We start from the raw sequence: 20,705 nt of genomic DNA, 5'->3' as shown, positions 1-20,705 counted from the left end.
CGTTCGATGCTTCGTGCAGGAATGCTGATCGCCGGCCTGGCGGCGTCGGGACCACTGGCCGCCGCGTGCGGGTCACGCGACGACAGCGCCACCAGCGGCGCCGAGGCGACCGGTGGCACGCTGCGCTTCGGCGGCATCGGATCCGCCACCGCGGTGACCACCGATCCGCACGGCGGAATCCCCAGCGAGTCGGACTGGGCGCGGATGAGCGCCCTGTACGACGTGCTGACGATGCCCGGCCGGGACGGCACCGTGCTGCCCTGGCTCGCCACCTCGTGGAACACCGAGTCCGGCGCGACGCGACACCGTTTCGAACTGCGCACCGACGCCGCGTTCAGCGACGGACGGCCGGTACGCGCCGCCGACGTGCTCTTCTCCCTGCGGCGGATAGCGGGCAAGAGCACGGAGAACGGCGGGCGCCTCGGCACCATCGACGTCGACCGCTGCCGTGCGGACGGCGACCACGCCGTGGTGCTGACCACCACCGCCCCCGAGGCCGACGTGGCCCGCGCGCTGGCCGGCCAGTGCTTCATCGTCCCCGACGGCACCGAGACCTTCGACGAGCCCGTCGGTTCCGGTCCTTTCCTGCTGTCGTCACTGCGGGGCAGCACGGCGGCGCTGACCCGTAACGATTCGTGGTGGGGCGACGGCCCGAAACTGGACGGCCTGGAGATTCGCGGATTCGCTGATCCGCAGGCGCTGGCCACCGCGGTGACCTCCGGTGAGATCGATCTGGCCGCCAACGTGGGCTACCCGACCGCACGCAGCGCCGAGCAGACCGGCCGGCTCACGGTCGTCCGGCGCAGCGCCGCGGCCAGCTACCCGCTGGTCATGAACATGTCCCATCAGCCGTTCGACCGGATCGAGGTGCGTCGGGCCGTCAAACTGGCACTCGACCGGCAGGCCCTGGTCGACGCCGTGCTACTCGGCTACGGCAGGCCGGGCAACGACGCGCCGTTCCCCGCCGACCCGTCGTATCCGAGCGACCTGCCCGCTCCCGCCCGTGACCTGGACCAGGCCCGTCGCCTGCTGGCCGAAGCCGGGCACGGTGACGGCTTCGAGGTCGTCATCCACGCCACCACCGCCTACCCCAGCATGACCAGCGCCGCGACCCTGATCGGTCAGCAACTCGCCGAGGTCGGCATCCGCGCCACGGTGAAGGAGCACCCGCCCGAGACGTACTGGGCGCAGATCTACACCAAGGAGCCGCTCTACATGGGCTACACCACGGACGCGCTGCCGATCCAGCACTGGGCGCGGGCGACGACGCTCAGCAGCGCCCCGTTCAACGAGACCGGCTGGCGCAACGCGCAGTTCGACGCCGCCTTCGCCGACGCCACGGCCATCACCGACGCCGACCAGCGGCGGCAGCAGCTGAACCAGCTCCAACGACAGCTCGCCGACGAGGGCGGCTGGGTGATGTGGGGGCTCGGCGACGGCGTGGACGTGACCGCCGCCGGCGTACGGGACGTGCCGACCGCCTCCGGCTTCGCGCGCTACTCCATGGCCGGCGTCCGGCTGAACGGGTGACCGGCACGTCGCGGCTGGCATCGGGGGCGCGGCCGAGCCGCGCCCGCCCGGCGCTTCTCGTCGCCGTGCGGATCGTCGCCACCATGCTCGGCATCTGCGTGGCGGTGTTCCTGCTCACGGAGCTGCTGCCCGGCAACGCCGCCACCGTGATCGCCGGCACCCAGGCCGATGCCACCCGCCTCGCCGCCATCGAGGCCAGCACCGGCCTGGACGCTCCAGCTTGGGAACGGTTCGGCCGCTGGGTGGGCGGGCTGCTCACCGGTGACTTCGGACGATCGCTGCACGACGACCGGCCGGTGCGCGAGCTGCTGGTCGAACGGCTCACCGCGACCCTGTGGATCGCCGTACCGGCCTGGCTGTCAGCCGTCACCGGCGGTGTGTTGATCGCCTTCCTGCTGGCGTGGCGGGCGGGCGCCCGCGGTGAACGGGTCGGATCCGGGGTGGTCTCCGCGCTCTGTGGCATGCCCGAGGTCGTGCTCGTCACCGTCCTCGTGGTGTTGCTGGCCGACGGTCTGCGACTGCTCCCCGCCGTGTCCCTGATCCCGGCCGGGGGCACACCCGCGGATCGACCCGAGATTCTGATCCTGCCGGTGCTGGCCATCGCGCTGCCGTCCATGGCCTGGTGCGGACGGCTGCTGCGCGGGCCGGCGGTGGACGTGCTGCGCAGGCCCTTCGTCGCCGACGCGCTGCTGCGCGGCGTACCGCCGTGGCGGGTGACGGTGCGTCACGGGTTGCCGCACCTGGCGGCGCCGCTGGCGCAGCTCGCGACCGTGCTGGCGGCGGCGACGCTCGCGAACACCGCCGTGGTGGAGGCCCTGCTGGCCTACCAGGGGCTGGGTCAGCTGCTGGCCGGCGCGATCGCGGGCCGCGACGTACCGGTGGTGCAGGCGGTCGCGGTGTTCCTGGCGGCCCTGGTGCTCGCGGCGTTCCTGGCCAGCGACGCGCTCGCCGCAGCGCTGGCCCGGCGCGGCGGTGCCCGGTGAGCCGCCGCGCCGCCGTCGCCGGTGGCGTGGGCGTGACGGCGGTCCTCGCCGCCGGCCTCGTCGGCGGCCGGTGGGCGCCGCACGACCCGCAGCGGATCCTCGGGCCACCCTGGTCCGGACCCGCGCCGGGTTACCCGCTCGGCACCGACGTGCTCGGGCGCGATGTGCTGTCCCGGCTGCTCGCCGGCGGCGACGACCTGGTCGTGATCGCCGTCCTGGTGGGCACCGCCACCGCCGTGCTCGGTGCCGCGGCCGGGCTGCTCGCCGCCTGGACTCCCGTCGCGGAGCGGGCCGTGCGTCACCTCAGCGCCGGCCTGCTCGCGGTGCCCGGGTCGATCGTGGTGCTGGTCAGCGCGGTGGCCTTCCCCGCCTGGCTGGCCGTGCTCACCGGCATGCTGCTGCTCGGGGTGCCGCTGTCCGCCCGGGTCGTGTACGCGGCCGCGGCGCCGCTGCGCGCCAGTGGCTTCGTGCAGGCCGCCGTTGCCCGGGGAGAGTCCACCGCGGCGACCCTCGGCCGCGAGCTGCTGCCCGCGGTGTCCGGCACGGTCCTCGCCGACGCGGGCCTGCGCATGGTGGCTGCCCTGCAACTTGCGGTCGCGGTGCACGTGCTGGGGTTCGGGCCGGCACCGCCGGCCGCCGACTGGGGTCTGATGATCCGGGAGAACCTGCCCGGGACCGCCCTCAACCCGCTGTCCGTTCTGGTCCCCGCGTTGGCCATCGCGGTGCTCGCGGTGGCGCTCACGGCCGGACTCGACATGGTCGCCGGTTGGCTGGTGCCGGCGACCACCGTGCCACCCCGGCCGGGCCGCGTCCGGCAGCTCCAGCGTGGCTCAGCTGCGGCTGTCCCGGAGACCGGCCCGCCGCCCGCCGTACGGCTGTGCGGGGTGCGCCTGTCCGACGGCGAGTTCGGGCTGGTCTGCGAGCGTCTGGACGTGCGGCACGGAGAGGTGCTCGGGCTGGTCGGCGGCTCCGGCGGAGGCAAGAGCACGCTGCTGAGGCTGCTCCTCGGCGACCTGCGGCCCGGTCTGCGGCTCGACCGCGGCTTCCTGCTGGTGCATGGTCGCCCGGTACGACCCGGTTCGGCGGCGAGCCGTCGCTGGCGCCGCACCGGGACCGGGTTGCTCACGCAGGATCCGGCGACCACGCTCGACCCACTGCGCCGGACCGGATCAGCCGTCGCCGACGGGTTGCCGCGCGGCGGCTCGCGGCACCACCGGCGTGAGCGCGTCGCGGCGGTCCTGGCCCGGCTCGGGCTCCCGCCCGGCGTCGAGGACCGCTTCCCGACCACCCTGTCCGGTGGCCAGGCGGCCCGGGTCGCCCTGGCCCGTGCGGTGGTCGGCGATCCGGTGCTGCTGCTGGCCGACGAACCGACCAGCGGGCTGGACGCGGCGACGGCCGGCCTCGTTCGGGCCGAGATCGACCGCCGCCGCCGGCTCGGACTGGCGACCGTGGTGGTCAGCCACGACCGGCGGTGGGTACAGCAGGTTGCCGACCGGGTTCTGGAGGTGTCGGACGGGACACTGCGACCCGCGGGCGCGGGCGCGGGGGCCGGGACGGCACGCGTGCCCACCCGGCCGGCCGGTCCGATGGTGCTGCGGGTCCGTGGTCTCGCCGTGGCCCAGCCACCCGACGCCGATCCCCTCCTGCGGGATTTCGACCTCGAGTTGCACCGGGGCGAGATGGTGGCCCTGCTCGGCCCTTCCGGGACGGGCAAGAGCACCCTGCTGCGCGCGCTCTGCGGCCTGCACCCGTGCGCAGCCGGGCAGTTGTCGCTGTTCCTCGACGGAACGTGGCAGCCCTTGCCGGACGCAGTGGCCCGGCGCACCGGCCGGCAACGCCGCGCGTTGGCACTGCTCGGCCAGAGCCCGGCGGCCGAGCTGAATCCGGCGCACCGACTGGTGACAGCCGTCGCGCGTCCCGCGCAGGTGCTGCGCGGCGTGCCGGCCGCTCAGGCCCGGCGGCAGGCCGCCGGGCTGCTGGCCGATGTCGGGCTCGGTGCGTCGTTCGGCCGCCGCCGCCCGGACGCCTGCTCCGGCGGGCAGCGCCAGCGGGCCGCGATGGCCCGTGCCCTCGCCGGTGAGCCCGACGTGCTGCTCGCCGACGAGCCCACGTCCGCCCTGGATGCGGTGACCGCTCACACGCTGCTCGACCTACTCGACGGTTTCCGCGCTCGGGGCCTGGCGGTTCTGCTGGTGACCCACGACAAAGCTGTCGCCGACCGGGCGGACCGCGTGTTGACGGTGCCCGCTGCGGCGGGCTCCCCGCCGAGCGAGAATTTCGCCCGACGATGAACTGCCCGAGCCCGGCTCACGCGGTGACGTCCCCGCCACCGCGCGCTCACCCGACGACACTGCCGCATCCCGGCTCCCGGGGTGACCAGCCGGACCGTGCCGGTCAGCGCCTGGCGGGCGGTGGGAACAGCGTGGGGTGATCCGTGCGGAACAGGTCGCCGTCGATCCACACCGCTGCTGCCTGACCGGCGGCGGCACCGGTGAGCACGAAGGTGAGCGCCACCGGGACCGCCTCGTCGCGGGCGAGGTCACCGGCCGCGTACACACCCGGCACGGTCGTCTGCTGCTGTCCGTCGACCTTGACCCAACCGTCCGCCAGGATCTCGCAACCCAGCTCGGCGGCGAGCGCGGAGTGCTGACGCTCCGCCGGGCGATGGAACAACGCCTGGCGCTCCAGTGGCCCACCCGCCGCGAACCGTACGGTCAGCGCGTCCGGCTCGCCCTCGACTCGCGCGACCGGCTCCTGACGCACCGCCACGCCACGCTCCTTCAACAGCGGTTCCAGCTGGTCGCCCAGCTCCGCTGGGCCGTTGGTCAGCAGCACCACGTCGTCGGTGAAGCGGTCCCGGACGTAGAGCGCCAGCATCGCGCCCGGCATCTTGTTGCCGAGGACCGCGACGGTCTTGCCGCTCACCTCGTGGCCGTGGCAGAACGGACAGTGGAAGATGCTCACACCGAACCGCTCGGCGAAGCCGTCGACCTGCGGCAGCTGGTCGGTGACACCGGTGGCCAGCAGCAGGCGCCGTGCCCGGTGGTGGCCACCGCCGGCCAGGTCCACCTCGAACCGCTCCGCCGAGCGTCGTACCGCGGTCACCCGGTCATCGACCACCTGCACCGCCGGGTAGGCGGCCAACTCGTCGCGGGCGACGCGACGCAGCTCCGCCGGGGAGAATCCGTCCCGCGAGGGGAACATGTGCAACGCGGGGGAGGCGGCGTTTCGCGGCTGGCCGCTGTCCACCACGAGGGTGCGGCGGCCCTGCCGGCCCAGCACCTGCGCTGCGGTCAGGCCAGCCGGGCCGGCCCCGACGACGATCACATCCAGCATCTTCAGGTCCTTTCGGTCATGACGGCGGCGGTACCTTCCTCGCCGGTCGGTGTGTCCGAGGTGATGCGCCATCCCCGGGCCCGCTCGCGGCGTGCCCAGAAGTCCGCGTAGCGCCCGCCCCGGCCGACCAGCTCGGTGTGGGTGCCCACCTCGACCACCTGTCCCGCGTCCAGGACGACGATCTGATCGGCGTGGCGCACCGTCTCGAGGCGGTGCGCCACCACCACCAGAGTGCGGCGGTGGGCCAGCTCGGCGAGGGCCGCGACGACGGCACCTTCGGTGCCGGGGTCGAGCGCGGCCGTCGCCTCGTCCAGCAGGACGATGGGGGAGTCCTTCAGCAGCGCTCGCGCGATCGAGACGCGTTGCCGCTCACCGCCGGACAGGGTGGAGCCGCCCTCACCGACCCGGGTCCGCCAGCCGTCCGGCAGCCGGGAGGCGATCTCGTCGACGCGGGCGAGCCGGGCTGCGGCATGCACCTCCTGCGGGATCGCGTCGTGTCGTCCGAGGCGGATGTTCTCCTCCAGCGTGCCCTCGAACAGGTAGACGTCCTGGAACACCACACACAGATGACTCATCAGATCATCGGCTCGCATGGATCTCACGTCCACGCCGCCGACGCGTACCACGCCGGCGTCGGCGTCCACGAACCGGGCGATCAGCCGCAGCAGGCTCGTCTTCCCCGCGCCGGAGGGGCCGACGATGGCGGTCATCCGGCGCGCGGGAATACGCAGCGACACGTTCCGCACGATGTCGTGGCCGCCGCGCCGCAGGCTAACCCCGCTCAGCTCGATGTCGTGCCCGCGCGGCACGCCGGAATCCGCCGGCTCCGGCAGCGCCGGAGTGTCCAGCAACTCCCGTATCCGGTCGACGGAACCGCTCGCCATCCGCACGGCGGCACCCAGCTCGGCCGCGGTCAGCGCAGGCTCGGTGAAGCGCACCGCGAGCACCAACAGGAACACCAGGGTCGGCGGGTCCAGCCGGGCGTCCGTGATCAGCGCGGCCACCACCACCAGCAGCAGGGTGAAGGCGGCCTGCACGGCCAGCGCGAAGCCGGCCAGCCCTGGCATCGCCGTGCGCAGCATCCGCCTGGCCGCCCGGTGCTGTTCGCGCAGCGCCGAGTCCAGTGCCTCGAGGCCGTGGATCGTCCGACCGAACGCCCGCAGCACGGGCTGCTGCTGCGCGAACTCGACCACCCGGGCAGCGGACTCCGCGGCCGCGGCGTCGGAGGCCCGGTCGGTCCGTTCCACCAACCGACCGGTCCACCGGTAGGCGGCGACGATGAACGGCGCGGCCAGCAGGGCCGCCAGGCCCAACCGCCAATCCACGGCAAACATGATCACCAGCACCGTCGCCGGGCCCACCACCGCCGTGATCAACGGGTCGAGCAGGTGGCTGACCACGCCCATCACGTTCATCGCGTTGGTGGTGACGAGTTGCCCCAGTGAGCCGATCCGCTGCGGTGTGAACCAGCCGAGCGGCAGCCGTACGACGTGATCGCCGATCCTGGTGTGCAGCACGTGGGACATGCCGAACGCCGCGCGGCGGCTCTCCGCGATGCCGAGGTAGTACAGGGCGGCGTACGTGGCGACCAGCGCGGCGAGGGCGGCCAGCCACGGCCACACCGGTCGGTCGGCCGCCAGGCCGCGCAGGATCGGCAGCAGCATGGCGATCGCCGCTGCCTGCAGGACGGCGGCGACGATCAGGTACCGAACGGTGCGTCGTACGGGCGCGGACTGTTCGGCTCCGAGCAGGCCGGTCAGGCGTCGAATCACCGGAGAGCACCCCCTTGCGCCGGCTGCGGGTCCGCGGACACGGGGGTCGATGACTCCTGCCGGGCGTGCCACAGCCGGGCGTAGCAACCGCCCGTCGCGACCAGCTCGGTGTGCGTCCCACGCTCGACCAGCTCGCCCTCGTCAATCACCGCGATCTGGTCGGCGTCGACGATGGTGGCCAGCCGGTGGGCGATCACGAGTACGGTGCGGCCCGCCACCAGAGTCGACAGCGCGTCCTGGATGTCGGCCTCGCACTCGGGATCGGCGAACGCCGTCGCCTCGTCCAGGATCAGCACCGGCGTGTCGGCGAGCAGCGCACGGGCGATCGACACCCGCTGTGCCTCTCCCATGGAGAGGGTAGCGTCCACGCCGACGACGCTGTCGTACCCCCGGGGGAGCTGCTCGATGCGGTCGTGGATCCGCGCGGCGCGGGCGGCCGCGCGCACCGTCTCGAGGTCGGCTGCCGGGCGGCCGAGCCGAATGTTGTCGGCCAGGCTGGCCCGCAGCAGGCGGACGTCCTGGAAGACGAAGCCGACCAGGCGGTACAGCTGTTCGCCGGTCAGCTCCCGCACGTCCGCCCCGGCGATCCGGACCTGGCCGCCGGTGACGTCGGCGAACCGGGCGGTCAGCGTGGCCAGCGTGGATTTGCCGGCGCCCGACGGTCCTACCAGGGCGGTGACCGTGCCGGGTCGAAGCGTCAGGGTGACGCCGCGAAGCACGTCCCGGACGCCGTCATAGCTGAACCGCACCGCGTCGAACGTCACCTCTGCGCCCGGACCGGGTTGCACGGTGGCGGGCGCGGAGGGCTGCGGCAGCGCCGGAGTGGACAGCAGTTCCCGGATCCGGCCGGCCGCGGCGCGGCCGGCCGCGACGTCCTGCATGCCGTAGCCGATGGTCAGGGCCGGGCCGCTGATGCCGAGCCCGATCACCGCGTACGGCGCCAGGTCCGCGAGCGTCAGCCGGCCGGTGGACACGAGGCTGGCCCCGCTCACCACCAGCACGAGCAGGACCACCGGGGGCGAGTAGAGGATCTGACTCGCGGCCATCCAGGGGGTGACGCTGGCGGACCAGTCGGCGATGAACGCCGCGTAGCGACGGGTGGCGTCGCGGAACCGGTGGTGCGCGCGGCCACCGCCGCCGAACACCTTCACCACGGAGATCCCCTGTACGAACTCCACCACGGCGGAGTTCAGCTGCTGGGTGGCGGCGAGGTACTCGCCCATCCGGGCGGCCACGTCGCGCATCGCCCGGCGGTAGGCGAGCGCGCCGAGGCCGAGCGGAAGCAGGGTGAGGACGGTGAGCAGCCAGTCCACGGTGAGCAGGTAGGCGACGGAGACGACCGGCGTCACCACCGCGGTGATGAGGTTCGGCAGCGCGTGTGCCATCAGGTGGTGCAGACCGCCGACGTCGTCGGAGACGGCACGCTTGACGGCGCCGGAGTTGCGCTCGCCGAACCAGCCGAGGGGCAGCCGCCCGAGATGCCGGGCCAGCTCGCGACGCAACCGCAGCTGCAGGGCGGTGTCGGCGACATGGGTCAGGGTCACGCCGGCCGCGGTGAGGACGACCCGCACGGCGAGCGCTCCCGCGGCCACCGTCACCAGCTGCCACGCGTCGGCGGCGGTCGCCTCGGTGGTGCCGAGCGCCCCGGCGGCGCCGAGCCGGGCGAGCTCGGCGACGGCAATGACCGGTACGGCCGCCGCCAGCGCGGCCCCGAGATGGCACAACACCCCGGCGAAGAGCCGGACACGCACCTCACCGTCCACCAGAGCCCGGTCGAACAAGCCTGCGGACCACCAGGTCCGGAGCATCCCGTCTCCCCGCCCTTGACTGCATCGGCACGGGCAGCATACTTGGAACTGATTTTCATCACCAGCGGCACCGGGCGCGTGTCGTCAAGAGCGCCACGGCGATGTCGCCGTGGCCGAAACTACGCAGGGAGCCGTGGTGGAAGGGTCTAGCCCCAATCTCGACCAAGTCAGTGGACCTACCCGCGATGGCTCGACAGACGGGCACCTGATCGACCTGATCCGATCCTTCCTGGCCGACGTGACCGGCTTGGCCGAGAGCCAGTTCGACACCGAGCGACAGTTCGCCGAACTCGGCCTGGAATCCTTCGGCGCTCAGCAACTGCGCCGGCTGCTCATGCAGCACACCGGTGTCCAGCTACCGCTGACCAGCTTCCTCGGCGCACAGACGCCGCACAGCGTGATCGAAGCCCTGCGAGCCTCGCCCGAGCCCGAGTCGGTGGTGCCCGCGGACAACGAGCCGCCGGCCGGTCCCGCACCGGACACCGATCCCGGCAGTGCTCCCTTGACTGCCGTGCAGGCGGCGTACTGGGTGGGTCGGCGGTCCGACTTCCCCCTGGGCAATGTCGCCACCTTCTGGTACCAGGAGTACGACCGCACTCCGGCGGACCGTGACGGTCAGGACCCGGAGGTCGACGTCGACCGGCTCGAAGCGGCGTGGAACCGACTGGTGGAACACCACCCGATGTTGCGGGCAACCGTCGGGCGCGACGGCCGGCAACGGTGCGCGGCATCCGGCAGGCACTACCCGATCAGACGCACCGACCTCCGGCATCTCGCGCCACCGGCCGTCGAGCAGCGGCTCGCCCGGCTGCGCCACGAGCACTCCCACCAGCTGCGCGACCCGGCGCAGTGGCCGCTCTTCGACCTGCACGCCGTCCACCTGCCCGGCGGCACCACGCGCCTCCTGCTGGGCTTCGACATCCTGGTGCTCGACTTCGCCAGCTGGCGACTGCTCATGCTCCAGTGGGGCCGGCTCGTGGACGACCCGGACACGGTCCTGCCGGATCCGCCCGTCCGCTTCATCGACACCGTCCACCACCGCCTGACCGACCCGGGAGAGCGCACCAGGCGTGAGCGGGCTCGCCGATACTGGCTGGGCCGACTCCACGACATGCCGCCCGGCCCTCGACTGCCTCTCCGACGCGCTGTCGAGCAGATCGACGCGCCCCGGTTCACGCGCTGCGCCCGTACCCTCGACGCGGCCGCGTGGAAGCAGTTGCGGGCCCGCTGCGCCGATCACGGGCTGAGCCCGACGGCCGTGCTGCTGGCCGCCTTCGGGCTGACCCTGCATCGCTGGGGAGCGACCGAGCGGATGGCCATCAACACCACGCTGTTCGACCGGCCGGAGGACATCCCCGGCGTCGAGCAGGTCGTCGGCGACTTCACCACCACCACCCTGGTGGCGATGCCGCCGATCGAGATGCTGCGCTGGCCCGGACTCGCCGCCTACGCCCGGCAGGTCAACCACGGGTTCTGGGAGGCGATGGACCACCGTGCCTTCTCCGCCGTCGAGCTGCTGCGGGAACTACCCGGCGGCGGCGCGCAGGCGGGGGCCGTCACCCACCCGGTGGTGTTCACCTCCGGCCTCGGCGTGGGAGACGAGTCCGTGCCGGCGGGGTGGCTCGGCACGGAGGCGTTCGGACTGTCCCAGACCCCGCAGGTGCTGATGGATCACCTGGTCTGGCAGGAGGGCGACGAACTGCGGATCGTCTTCGACGCCGTCGCCGAGGCATTCCCGGAAGGGTTCATCGACGGTATCGCCGACGCCCAGCACCGGCTGCTGCGACTGTTGGGCACGGACCACGACGCGTGGACCGCTGTGGACCTCGGCTGGGCGCCGGACTACTCCCGGCAGGAGCCGCTACGTGCCGCGCCGTTCCCCGCCGCCGGACCGCTGATCGACGACCCGCGGCAGCTGGTCGCCCGCCGCCGCCCGGACACACCGGCGGTTCTCGACTCCGGCACCGCACTCACGCACGGGGAACTGGACCGGCGGGCGCAGGAGGTCGCCGCGTACCTCCGCCAGCTCGGCGTACGCACCAACGACCTGGTCCTGATCGCCCTGCCCAAGTGCCCGGCCCAGATCATCGCCGTGCTCGGCACGCAACTCGTCGGCGCGGGCTTCGTGCCGGTCAACCCCGACTGGCCCGCCGTGCGGATCGCCGCCGTGTGCGACCGAGCCGGTCTCACCCACGCCCTGCAACTCGACGGCACCACCGTCAACCTCCCCGACATGGTCACCATCGGCTTCCTCGACCTCGACGGACGGCCGTCGCCCGCGCCGGAGGCCCCGACCGTGGCTCTCCCGTCCGGTGGGACACCCACGCCCGAGGACCTCGCGTACGTGATCTTCACGTCCGGCTCCACCGGCGTACCGAAGGGCGTCGCCATCGAACACCGGCAGGCCCGCACCACGATCGACGACATCACCGACCGGTTCGGTATCAACGCCGACGACAGACTGCTCGGCCTCTCCGCGTTGAGCTTCGACCTGTCCGTGTACGACATCTTCGGGCTGCTCGGCGCCGGCGGCGCACTGGTGCTCCCGAACGAGTCGCGGCAGCGGGACCCACAACACTGGTGCGAGTTGATCGGCCGCTTCGGCGTCACCGTCTGGAACACCGCGCCCGCCCTGCTGGAGATCCTGGTCGAGTACGCGGAGTCCGACCCCGACGCCGTGCGGGAGCTGTCCAGCCTCCGGCTGGTCATGCTCTCCGGCGACTGGATTCCGGTCACGCTTCCCGACCGGCTGCGCGCGCTCGCGCCCGGAGCGCGGGTCGTCAGCCTCGGCGGCGCCACCGAGGCGTCCATCTGGTCCATCACCTACCCCATCGAGACGGTGGGACCGGACTGGCCGAGCATCCCGTACGGCCGGCCGCTGCGTGACCAGTTCTTCCACATCCTCGACGAGGCCGGCCGACCCTGCCCGGCCGGTGAGGCCGGCGAGCTCTACATCGCCGGTGGCGGGGTGGCCCGGGGGTACCTGGGCGATCCGGCGCAGACCTGGGAACGCTTCGTCGTCCATCCGGTGCTGGGACAGCGGCTCTACCGCACCGGCGACCTGGGGCGTTGGCGCTACGACGGCACGATCCAGTTCCTGGGTCGGGTCGACCGCCAGGTCAAGGTCAACGGTCATCGCATCGAGCTCGGCGAGGTCGAGGCGGCGCTGGGCCGACTGCCCGCGGTACGGCAGGCGGTGGCGTCCGTGCTGCCCGGACCGGACGGCCGGCCGAGGCTGGTGGCGCACGCGGCAACCGCGGAGCAGATGGACGAGCGGGCACTCACCGCCGCCCTGCGTGAACGGCTGCCCGACTACATGGTTCCGAGCCGTCTGGTGCTGCTCGACCGGATGCCGGTCACCGACAACGGCAAGGTGGACCATCGGCGCCTGCCCAACCCGTTCCAGCGCGGCTCCGCCAGCGCGCCAGCGCCCGCGCCCGCCGATGTCGAACCCGTTCCGCAGACCTCGACGATTCCGGCCGTGACATCGACGCCGGCTCGGTTGCCCGCGCCTCCGGTGACGACATCCTCCCCGTTCATCAAGGCCGTTCAGGACATCCTCGGCGGCGACCCGGACATGTCGGCGGGACTCGTCGCCGCCGGTGCGACCTCACTGACCGTGGTGCGACTGGCCAACCTCATCGAGGATGTGACCGGCACCCGGCCGTCCTTCCAGGAGCTGGTCGGATTTCCCTCGGTCGGCGCGCTGGTGCAGGCCTACGCTCCGGCAACCCCGGACGAGGTCGCCGCGCCCGACCTGCGCCGCCGATCCGAGGCCCCATCCTCCGAACCGGGGGAGGCGCTGCGCCTGGAACCGCCGCCCGGCATGGACCTGGCGCTGCGGGTGACGTTGCCGCCAGATCGCCCACTGGCCGATGCCCTGGTCGACGCGGGTCAGTGGCTACGCCAGGTACACCAGCGCCTGATCGGCACGGGCTACCGAGTGCAGGAGCGCTTTGCACCGGGGGAGGGGGCCCTGATCGAGGTCTGCCTGTCCTCCGTGGCCGCCCCGCCAGAAGTGCATGCCTCCCCGACGGTCGACAATGAGCCCTTTCCACTGACCGAGATGCAGCTCGCCTACCTCCTCGGCCGGGCCGACACCTCGCTGGGCAGCCCGGTGGCGCCCTACTACTACACCGAGGTCGACATCCTGGACCTGGACCTGAACAGGTTGGCGGAGGCCTTACGCCGGCTCGTCGCACGACACCCGATGCTGCGCGCCGTCATCACCCCCGACACCCGCCAGATGGTGACCGAGGCCGCGCCGGACGTGCCGACAACCGTGGTCGACCTGCGTGGCGAACCGGCGGACGTCAGGGAGAAGCGGCTTCGGCAACTGCGGGACGAACGCTCACACCGGGTCGCCGACCCCGCGCACTGGCCGCTGTTCGAGATCGGCGTGACGCTGCTCGACGAACGGCTGTCCCGCCTGCATTTCGGGCTCGACCTGCTGTTCTGCGACGCACAGAGCGCGGTCATCCTCGCCGGGGAACTGGACACCCTCTACACGCGGCCCGAGGCCATGCCACCGGCACCCCGGATGTCCTTCGCCGACTGGGTGGCCCAGCTCCAGCAGGCCGAGGGCAGCGAACGCCGCCAGCGGGCACTGGAATACTGGCGACACGCCGCGGACGACATGCGGGACGGGCCGGCGCTGCCGCTGCGCACCCCGGCGGAAGCCCGGTACGTCCGACGCCGCGGTGTCCTGCCGCGCTCCGAGTGGCAACGGCTCCGCGAGGTGGCCCGGGCCGCCGACGTGACCCCGGCCGGCCTGCTGCTGAGCGCCTTCGGCGACGTGCTGCGCCTGGCGGGCGCGGGCGAACGGTTCACGCTGGTCCTGACCACCTTCGACCGTCCGAGCACGCACCACGGCGTCGTCGGCGACTACACCTCGACCGTGCTGCTCGATGTCGACCAGCGGGGGCAGCGATCCTTCGCCGACCGCGCCGCCGCCCTCCAACGGCGCCTCTGGCAGGATCTGGAACACTCCACCGGGCCGGACGGAGTGCACGGGAACGAGGTGCTCCGCGAGTTGAGCGCCCGTCGTCGGGGTCAGGTGCTCCTACCGGTGGTCTTCTCCAGCGGGCTGGGCAGCACCGTCACCGCGGACGGGCGGGGCGTCGACGCGTCCGAGCTGCTGGCGGAATTCGGTTCCACCGTCTACGCCATCAGCCAGACCCCTCGGGTAGCCCTGGACTGCCAGGTCTTCGACCACGACGGGGAGCTGAGAATCAACTGGGACGCCGTGGAGGCGGCGTTCGAGCCGGCTTACCTCGACACGCTTTTCGACGCCTACCTGCGGTCCTTGCGGACGCTTGCCGATCCGACCGGCTGGCGCAGCCGCGACCCGGCCGGTCTGGCCGACGTGCTGGCCCATGTGCGGCGGATCAGCCACGAAGGACGATCCGCTCCGCCGGCCGCGCCGTGGCCGTCCGGGCCGTCCGTCCGCCGACGCTCCGGCCGAGCGACCGCCACCGAGCGGGCGCTGGCGCAGGTGATCGCCGCCGAGCTGAACGCCGACCCCGAGCGCCTGCCCCCGGAAAGCTCCTTCTTCGACCTCGGAGCCACGTCCCTGACGCTCGTGAAGGTGCACCGCCGGTTGCGCGTCGAACTGAGCGACCGCCTGACCGTCCTGGACCTGTTCACCTATCCGTCGATCCAGGCACTGGCGGACCACATCGACCGGCCCGGGGCGCCGCCCTCGGACCCGATGGACGGAGATACCGGACCGCGTCGTGTCGCCACACCATCGGAGCCTGTGGATCCAGTTGTATCGGCGGCCCGCGACCGTGGTCAGACGCGCCGGATGCGGGTGGCGGCACGTTAGGCCGCGTCACATGAGGCACGGTCTTGTGAAACGCGGCCCAGAGCGGGGGCGGGCGCGGTGTCGCAGAGATCCCTGCGGAGTCCGGACCGAGAGGCGGCAGCCGACCGGGAGCAAGAGGTCCACGCTCCTCGGTCGGGCGGGCCGGTGGACGGGACCTCACGGCCGGCGCACGGCCCGAACGATGTCCGGTGCTCCGATCTCGCCGGTCAGGCCGGCCTCCGCCAGCTCGGCGAGCAGTGCCTCGGCCGGAACGACGTGCCAGAGGTGGCTGGTGTGATCCTCTCGCAGCGCGGTGCCGTCGGCGTCCAGGACCCGGTAGCGCATCCGCCAGGTCACCGTGTCCGGCCCGGACGGCTCGGCAGACCCGCCGCCCTCGTAGCTGTGGCGGCCGACCGGGACCGTGCCGAAGACCGCGAACGGGACCCGTGCCGGTTCTGCCGGTGGTTGCAGGTTCACCACCAGCGGCGCGCCGGGAACGAGGCGCTCGCCCACCCGTCGCAGGAACGTCCGGCGCCCGTCCGCGTCGAGGTGGCCGATCATGTTCATCGCCAGCACCGCACCGAGGCGGGCGGGCAGGTCGACACCGAGCGCGTCACCGGCCATGACCGTCACCCGTTGCCGCAGCTCCGGATGGGCGGCCACGCGTGACAACAGCACCGCCCGCAGCACCGGCGACGGCTCCACCGCGAGCACGTCGCCGGCCGGGACGGCCGCGGTGAGTACCTCCGTTCCCAGCCCGCTGCCAGCTCCCACGTCGAGCAGCATCGCGTCACCGGCCGCGCCGCGCAGCGCCTCGGTCACCGGTGCACGCAGGGCCTGCCAACCCGGCACGCTGAGCAGGTGCAGGTACTCCCCGGAGACCTGGTACTCATCACTCACAACCGCCACCATAATGGAAACGGTTCCCGTTATTGCTCGGTTCGGAGACCGCAACCGGCGCCGTGGGCGGAGTCCTCGGCGAGCGTGCTGACCCGACGCGCCCATCGGGGCCTGGGGAAGTGGCGGCAGCGGCTCGCGACCCGACGCCGGACCCGATGTGAAACTGAAAACCAGTATCGTTAAGCTGAGGTGATCCCTCGAGAAGGAGCCTCTGATGGCCGTACCGAAGCGGAAGATGTCGCGGTCGAACACCCGTCACCGGCGCGCGCAGTGGAAGGCGGCCGTGCCGCAGCTCACCCCGTGCCCGTGCCCCCGCAAGGAGATGGTGGTGCCACACCGCGCGTGTACGCACTGCGGTCTGTACAAGGGTCGTCAGGTGGTGGATCAGCCGTGACCGGCCGGCTGCCCGTGACGGTGCTCTCCGGCTTCCTCGGAGCCGGGAAGACCAGCCTGCTCAACCACGTGCTGGCGAACCGGGACGGGTTGCGGGTCGCAGTGATCGTCAATGACATGAGCGAGGTGAACGTCGACGCCGCGCTGGTGCGTGACGGTGGGACGCTGTCGCGGACGGAGGAGCGGCTGGTCGAGTTGACCAACGGCTGCATCTGCTGCACGCTGCGCGACGACCTGCTCGACGAGGTGGCCCGCCTCGCTCGGTTGAGTCGGTTCGATTACCTGTTGATTGAGTCCAGTGGCATCTCCGAGCCGATGCCGGTCGCCGCCACGTTCGCCTTCGGGGTGGAGGACGGGCAGGTCCTCGACGATCTGGCCCGACTGGACACGACCGTCACCGTGGTCGACGCGGCGGGACTGCTGGCCCGGGTCGAGGCGGGTGAGACGCTGGAGGCGCGTGGACTGGCCGCGTACGAGGGCGACGACCGCAGCATCGCGGATCTGCTGGTCGATCAGATCGAGTTCGCCGACGTGCTCGTGGTCAACAAGACCGACCTGGTCGCCCCGGACGAGCTGGCCGTGGTGGAGGCGCTCCTCGCCCGGCTGAACCCCGCTGCCCGGCAGATCCGAGCGACGCACGGACAGGTGCCGCCGATGGAGATCCTGAACACCGGGCGGTTCGACCTGGAACGGGCGGAGACCGCACCCGGCTGGGTCGCCGAACTCAACGGCGAGCATGTGCCGGAGACCGAGGAGTACGGCATCTCCAGCATCGTGTTCCGTGAACGTCGGCCATTTCATCCACAGCGGCTGTGGGACCTGCTCGCCGCCGGTTTGGACGACTTCGGTGTGGTGCGGTCGAAGGGGTTTCTGTGGTTGGCAAGTCGTCCGGATGTGCAGGCGCTGTGGTCGCAGGCCGGCCCGTCCGGGCGCTGCGATCCGGTCGGTGTTCCGGTCGCGGTGTCGGGGGAGTGGCCGGAGGATCCGGCGGAACGGGCGGAGTTGGCCGAGCGGTGGCATCCGCTCTTCGGTGACCGGCAGCAGGAACTGGTCCTCATCGGCGTAAGCCTGGACGGCGACGCGCTGCGTGCCGCACTGACCGGCTGCCTGCTCACCGATGCCGAGATCGTCGCTGGCGAGGCCGCCTGGCGGGCCTTGCCCGATCCGTTCCCACAGTGGGACCTCGGCGACCTGCATGACCATGAGCACGCCGGACCTGCCCGGGTCTGAACCGTGTCAGTGAAACCCGCCGCTGGTGACGTGGCGCGGTGGCGGCGGGACTGGGAAGCCATGATGTGCCACTACCAGCCCGGTCGTGGCGATCTCCTCGCCGCCGGTCTCGCCGCCGTCGAGGAGATCCACGGACGCACACCCGAGCGGGTACTGGACCTCGGCGGCGGGCCGGGCATCACCGCCGAGGCGATCCTGCGGCGCTGGCCGAACGCGCATATCACCGTGCTCGACGTGGACCCGGCCCTGTTGGCGTTGACCGACATCGCCCTGCCGCAGGTCCGCACGGTCCGCGCGGATCTCGGCACCGCGCAGTGGCTCGCGCCGGCCGGCCGACCGTACGACGTCGTCCTGGCCCTGATGACCGTGCACTACCTGTCCGAAGACCGCGTACCCCACTGGTACTCCGAAACCCGGCAGGTGTTGCGGCCAGGTGGCCTGCTGCTCGTCGCCGACGCGATGCGGACGCAGCGGCCGGCCGCGGCGCAGCGACCGGGCGCCGGGACCGATCCCTGGACTGCCTGGTGGAGGGCGTTGACCAGTGCACCGGCGATGGCCCCCCTGCTGCGCGAGCGCGCGGTCGCCCTGGCCGGTCTCGGCTGCGCGGAGTTTGTCGCACCGATCAGCTGGCATCGCCGCGTGGCCCGGGACGCGGGATTCACCGACGCGGCGCTGCTGTTCCGGCGGGGTGATCAGGCACTGATGGCATTTCGCCGACCAATGGACCACCGATGAGCGCCGCGGCCTTCGCCGCCGCCAGACTCACCGTGGTCTACTGCGACGGTCACCGCTGATCGCCTGGCGCCGTGTACAACGTGGGCGATGGCGGGCTTCCGGTTGTGAGCCACGACAGTTGCATGTCCAGCCGCGTTCCCCGTCGGCGCTGGTGGTCATCGGGCTCGCGCAGCCTCACATTCGCGATCACGCCGGTGACTTCGTCGCCGGCAGGACCGTCAGGGCTTGCGTGCCACCGTTCCGGCCGCCGCGGGGCCGGGCGCGCGATCGAACAACAGGTCGACCGCCCGCTGCGCGACCTCACCCCGGGTGCGCTGCTCGTGATCGGCGGCCAGGAAGTGCACGCCGATCGCCAGGCAGAAGGCGAGCAGGGCGCGGGCCTCGATCTCTTCCGGGTCGGAGTAGAAGGCGCCGATCATCTGGCGCAGCAGCGCCATTCGCCGGTTGTCCACCGCGCGCAGTCGCTCGGCGACCACCTCGTCGCGCCGCGCCCAGCTGCGGATCGCGAGGTCGATCGGCAGCAACCGGCTACTCGAGAACGTGAGCACACCGGCCCGCTTCATCTGGCTGCGCGGGTCACCACCCTCACGCTGGACGCGCGCGATCACCTCGTCCGTGCTCTCGCGCTCCCACACGTCGAGCATCGCGCGCAGTAGCGCGTCACGGTCGTCGAAGAAGCCGTAGAAACCGCCCTTGGTGACGCCGAGCCGCTTCGCGAGCACCTCGACCCGGACGGCGTCCGGGCCGCCCTCGGCCAAGACCAGCAGGCCCTCCTCGATCCACCTGTCGCGGGGCGTGCGGGTGACAGCCACTACGTCTCACCTCGTCCTGTTGTATACACCACCGTATAAACCCGCTACAGTGGCAATGTACGGCACCGTATATTACGAATGGAGCTGTCCCATGAGCGTAGGCGCCACCGTCAGCACCATCGGGGCCGAACATCTGCCCGCGTCGGTGCGTACCCTCAGCTCCCTGTCCCGGATCGACTATGCCGACCACTTCGTGCTGTCGACCGACGCCGCGGCAACGGTCGAACGGTGGGCCCGGGTGATGTTCGGTGACACGCCCGACGCCATCGAGCTGCTGCTGTGGCGGGGCCTGATGGGCCTGCGGCTCAGCCGGACCGTGTCGGCGGACACCGTAGCCGGCTGGCAGATCGGCGAGCAGGGTGACGAATGGATCCGACTGGAGGCCACCTCGTGGTTCCTGGCGGCCAACCTGGTCGTCCAGGCGACCGGTGACAGCGTGGCTCTGGGAACATTTCTACGCTACGACCGCTGGCTGGCGCACCTGGTCTGGCCACCGCTGTCGGTCCTGCATCGCCAGCTCGTGCCCGGCGTTCTGCGCAGGGCGGTGTCCCGGATCGCGGCGGGCAAGATCCGCAGCGGGGTGTCGAACCGATGATGAGGGCATTGGACCGGCCGATCGCCACGATGCAGGGCTTGTGGCTCAAGGCCACCATCAAGATGGCCCCGCCGGCGGCCGGGCCGACCACCGGCACGGTCGGAACGTCCACGGCATGCCAGCCCTTGCGCGTCGCCGTCCTCGGCGACTCCACGGCCGCCGGGTGTGGGGTCGACAACCATGACGAGAGCTTCACCGGGTGGCTCGCCCGGGAGCTGAGCTCGCGCACGCAGCGGCCCGTGCGGTGGCAGGTGGTCGGCCAGTTCGGCGCCACCGCGCGCCGGATCCGCTACCGGCTACTGTCGCAGATCGGCGAGGAACTCGATGCGGCTGTTCTCCTGGCCGGCGGCAACGACGTCCTGGGCGGCCGGCACCCCGACGAATGGGCCGCGGACCTGGCGGCCATCGTCGACGATCTCGTGGAGCGCTCCGGCCACGTGATCGTGGCCGGCATCCCGCCGTTCGCACTGCTTCCGTCGGTCCCTCCGGCCCTCGGCCGGGTGCTGACCGCGCGCGCGGAGGCACTCGACGACGTCTCGCGCGCCATCTGCCGGACGCGCCCGGGCACGACCTGGGTCACGATGACCGAGCTCCCGCCGCGGCACTTCTTCGCAACCGACCGATTCCATCTTTCCGCGGCCGGCTACCGGCGCTGGGCCCAGGTTGTCGCCGACCACATTCCGGCCTGACCCATCGCATCCCGCATTGCGGGTCGCCGGACAGTCGTTCGCCGCCCCATCTTGTCCACTTCGGCCGACGGAGGTTCACCGACGGCGCAGGCAGCAGCGGGGCAAGCTCGGATTAC

The 20,705-nt window shown here is 72.2% G+C and carries 14 protein-coding genes; 9 read left to right on the top strand and 5 right to left on the bottom strand.

What is annotated here, in order from left to right:
* The first annotated feature begins 21 nt into the window (after positions 1–21).
* From SM447_RS20405 to SM447_RS20395, 3 genes are read left to right on the top strand one after another with little or no spacing between them, the layout of a single operon-like run.
* The gene (locus SM447_RS20405; protein WP_474574431.1) at positions 22–1,530 is read left to right on the top strand and encodes an ABC transporter substrate-binding protein; all 1,509 of its coding nucleotides are present in this window, start codon (positions 22–24) and stop codon (positions 1,528–1,530) included.
* A complete protein-coding gene (locus tag SM447_RS20400; RefSeq protein WP_474574430.1) occupies positions 1,527–2,513 on the top strand; it encodes an ABC transporter permease in 987 nt (328 codons plus the stop codon). Before SM447_RS20405 ends, SM447_RS20400 begins: the two co-directional genes overlap by 4 nt.
* Positions 2,510–4,804 (top strand): ABC transporter ATP-binding protein/permease, encoded by a 2,295-nt coding sequence (locus SM447_RS20395; protein ID WP_474574429.1) that lies wholly within the window; start codon positions 2,510–2,512, stop codon positions 4,802–4,804. Before SM447_RS20400 ends, SM447_RS20395 begins: the two co-directional genes overlap by 4 nt.
* 103 nt (positions 4,805–4,907) lie before the next feature.
* Here SM447_RS20395 and SM447_RS20390 read toward each other — a convergent pair whose 3' ends face one another.
* From SM447_RS20390 to SM447_RS20380, 3 genes are read right to left on the bottom strand one after another with little or no spacing between them, the layout of a single operon-like run.
* Complete coding sequence (locus tag SM447_RS20390) at positions 4,908–5,849, bottom strand: NAD(P)/FAD-dependent oxidoreductase (protein ID WP_474574428.1); 942 nt, start codon at positions 5,847–5,849, stop codon at positions 4,908–4,910.
* A gap of 2 nt (positions 5,850–5,851) precedes the next feature.
* Complete coding sequence (locus tag SM447_RS20385; RefSeq protein ID WP_474574427.1) at positions 5,852–7,621, bottom strand: ABC transporter ATP-binding protein; 1,770 nt, start codon at positions 7,619–7,621, stop codon at positions 5,852–5,854.
* Positions 7,618–9,429, bottom strand: a complete 1,812-nt coding sequence (locus SM447_RS20380; protein ID WP_474574426.1) for an ABC transporter ATP-binding protein — start codon at positions 9,427–9,429, stop codon at positions 7,618–7,620. The genes SM447_RS20385 and SM447_RS20380 overlap by 4 nt, the downstream gene beginning before the upstream one ends.
* Positions 9,430–9,538: 109 nt before the next feature.
* Between SM447_RS20380 and SM447_RS20375 the strand changes: the two genes are divergently transcribed.
* Complete coding sequence (locus SM447_RS20375; RefSeq protein ID WP_474574425.1) at positions 9,539–15,256, top strand: amino acid adenylation domain-containing protein; 5,718 nt, start codon at positions 9,539–9,541, stop codon at positions 15,254–15,256.
* Positions 15,257–15,412: 156 nt separating this feature from the next.
* Here SM447_RS20375 and SM447_RS20370 read toward each other — a convergent pair whose 3' ends face one another.
* Complete coding sequence (locus tag SM447_RS20370) at positions 15,413–16,135, bottom strand: class I SAM-dependent methyltransferase (protein WP_474574424.1); 723 nt, start codon at positions 16,133–16,135, stop codon at positions 15,413–15,415.
* Between the two features lie 214 nt (positions 16,136–16,349).
* Here SM447_RS20370 and rpmF point away from each other — a divergent pair, with 214 nt between their 5' ends.
* Genes rpmF through SM447_RS20355 form a run of 3 tightly spaced genes read left to right on the top strand, consistent with a single transcriptional unit; the run spans position 16,350 to position 18,493 of the window.
* Positions 16,350–16,529 carry a 50S ribosomal protein L32 gene (gene rpmF / locus SM447_RS20365; RefSeq protein WP_216935120.1) on the top strand — a complete coding sequence of 60 codons (180 nt, stop codon included), beginning with the start codon at positions 16,350–16,352 and terminating at the stop codon, positions 16,527–16,529.
* Positions 16,526–17,758, top strand: a complete 1,233-nt coding sequence (locus SM447_RS20360) for a GTP-binding protein (protein WP_474574423.1) — start codon at positions 16,526–16,528, stop codon at positions 17,756–17,758. Before rpmF ends, SM447_RS20360 begins: the two co-directional genes overlap by 4 nt.
* A 3-nt stretch (positions 17,759–17,761) precedes the next feature.
* A complete protein-coding gene (locus tag SM447_RS20355; RefSeq protein ID WP_474574422.1) occupies positions 17,762–18,493 on the top strand; it encodes a class I SAM-dependent methyltransferase in 732 nt (243 codons plus the stop codon).
* 218 nt (positions 18,494–18,711) lie between these two features.
* Here the strand turns inward: SM447_RS20355 and SM447_RS20350 are convergent, their stop codons facing one another.
* On the bottom strand, positions 18,712–19,305 hold the full coding sequence (locus tag SM447_RS20350; RefSeq protein WP_474574421.1) for a TetR/AcrR family transcriptional regulator: 594 nt from the start codon (positions 19,303–19,305) through the stop codon (positions 18,712–18,714).
* A 91-nt stretch (positions 19,306–19,396) separates the two neighbouring features.
* On the opposite strand from SM447_RS20350, the gene SM447_RS20345 reads away from it, so the two are divergent.
* Complete coding sequence (locus tag SM447_RS20345) at positions 19,397–19,900, top strand: hypothetical protein (protein WP_474574420.1); 504 nt, start codon at positions 19,397–19,399, stop codon at positions 19,898–19,900.
* 8 nt (positions 19,901–19,908) lie between these two features.
* Positions 19,909–20,589, top strand: a complete 681-nt coding sequence (locus SM447_RS20340; protein WP_474574419.1) for an SGNH/GDSL hydrolase family protein — start codon at positions 19,909–19,911, stop codon at positions 20,587–20,589.
* Positions 20,590–20,705: the final 116 nt, after the last annotated feature.

It is taken from the genome of Micromonospora aridisoli, assembly GCF_056150025.1.
The sequence above is the reverse complement of the archived record's forward strand: the minus strand, read 5'-3'. Positions and strand labels throughout refer to the sequence as shown.

What these genes read in the sequence shown, in the direction of transcription:
- SM447_RS20405 (WP_474574431.1), top strand. Translation starts at nt 22, where the DNA reads ATGCTGATCGCCGGCCTGGCGGCGTCGGGACCACTGGCCGCCGCGTGC.
- SM447_RS20390 (WP_474574428.1), bottom strand. Translation starts at nt 5,849, where the DNA reads ATGCTGGATGTGATCGTCGTCGGGGCCGGCCCGGCTGGCCTGACCGCA.
- SM447_RS20380 (WP_474574426.1), bottom strand. Translation starts at nt 9,429, where the DNA reads ATGCTCCGGACCTGGTGGTCCGCAGGCTTGTTCGACCGGGCTCTGGTG.
- rpmF (WP_216935120.1), top strand. Translation starts at nt 16,350, where the DNA reads ATGGCCGTACCGAAGCGGAAGATGTCGCGGTCGAACACCCGTCACCGG.
- SM447_RS20345 (WP_474574420.1), top strand. Translation starts at nt 19,397, where the DNA reads ATGAGCGTAGGCGCCACCGTCAGCACCATCGGGGCCGAACATCTGCCC.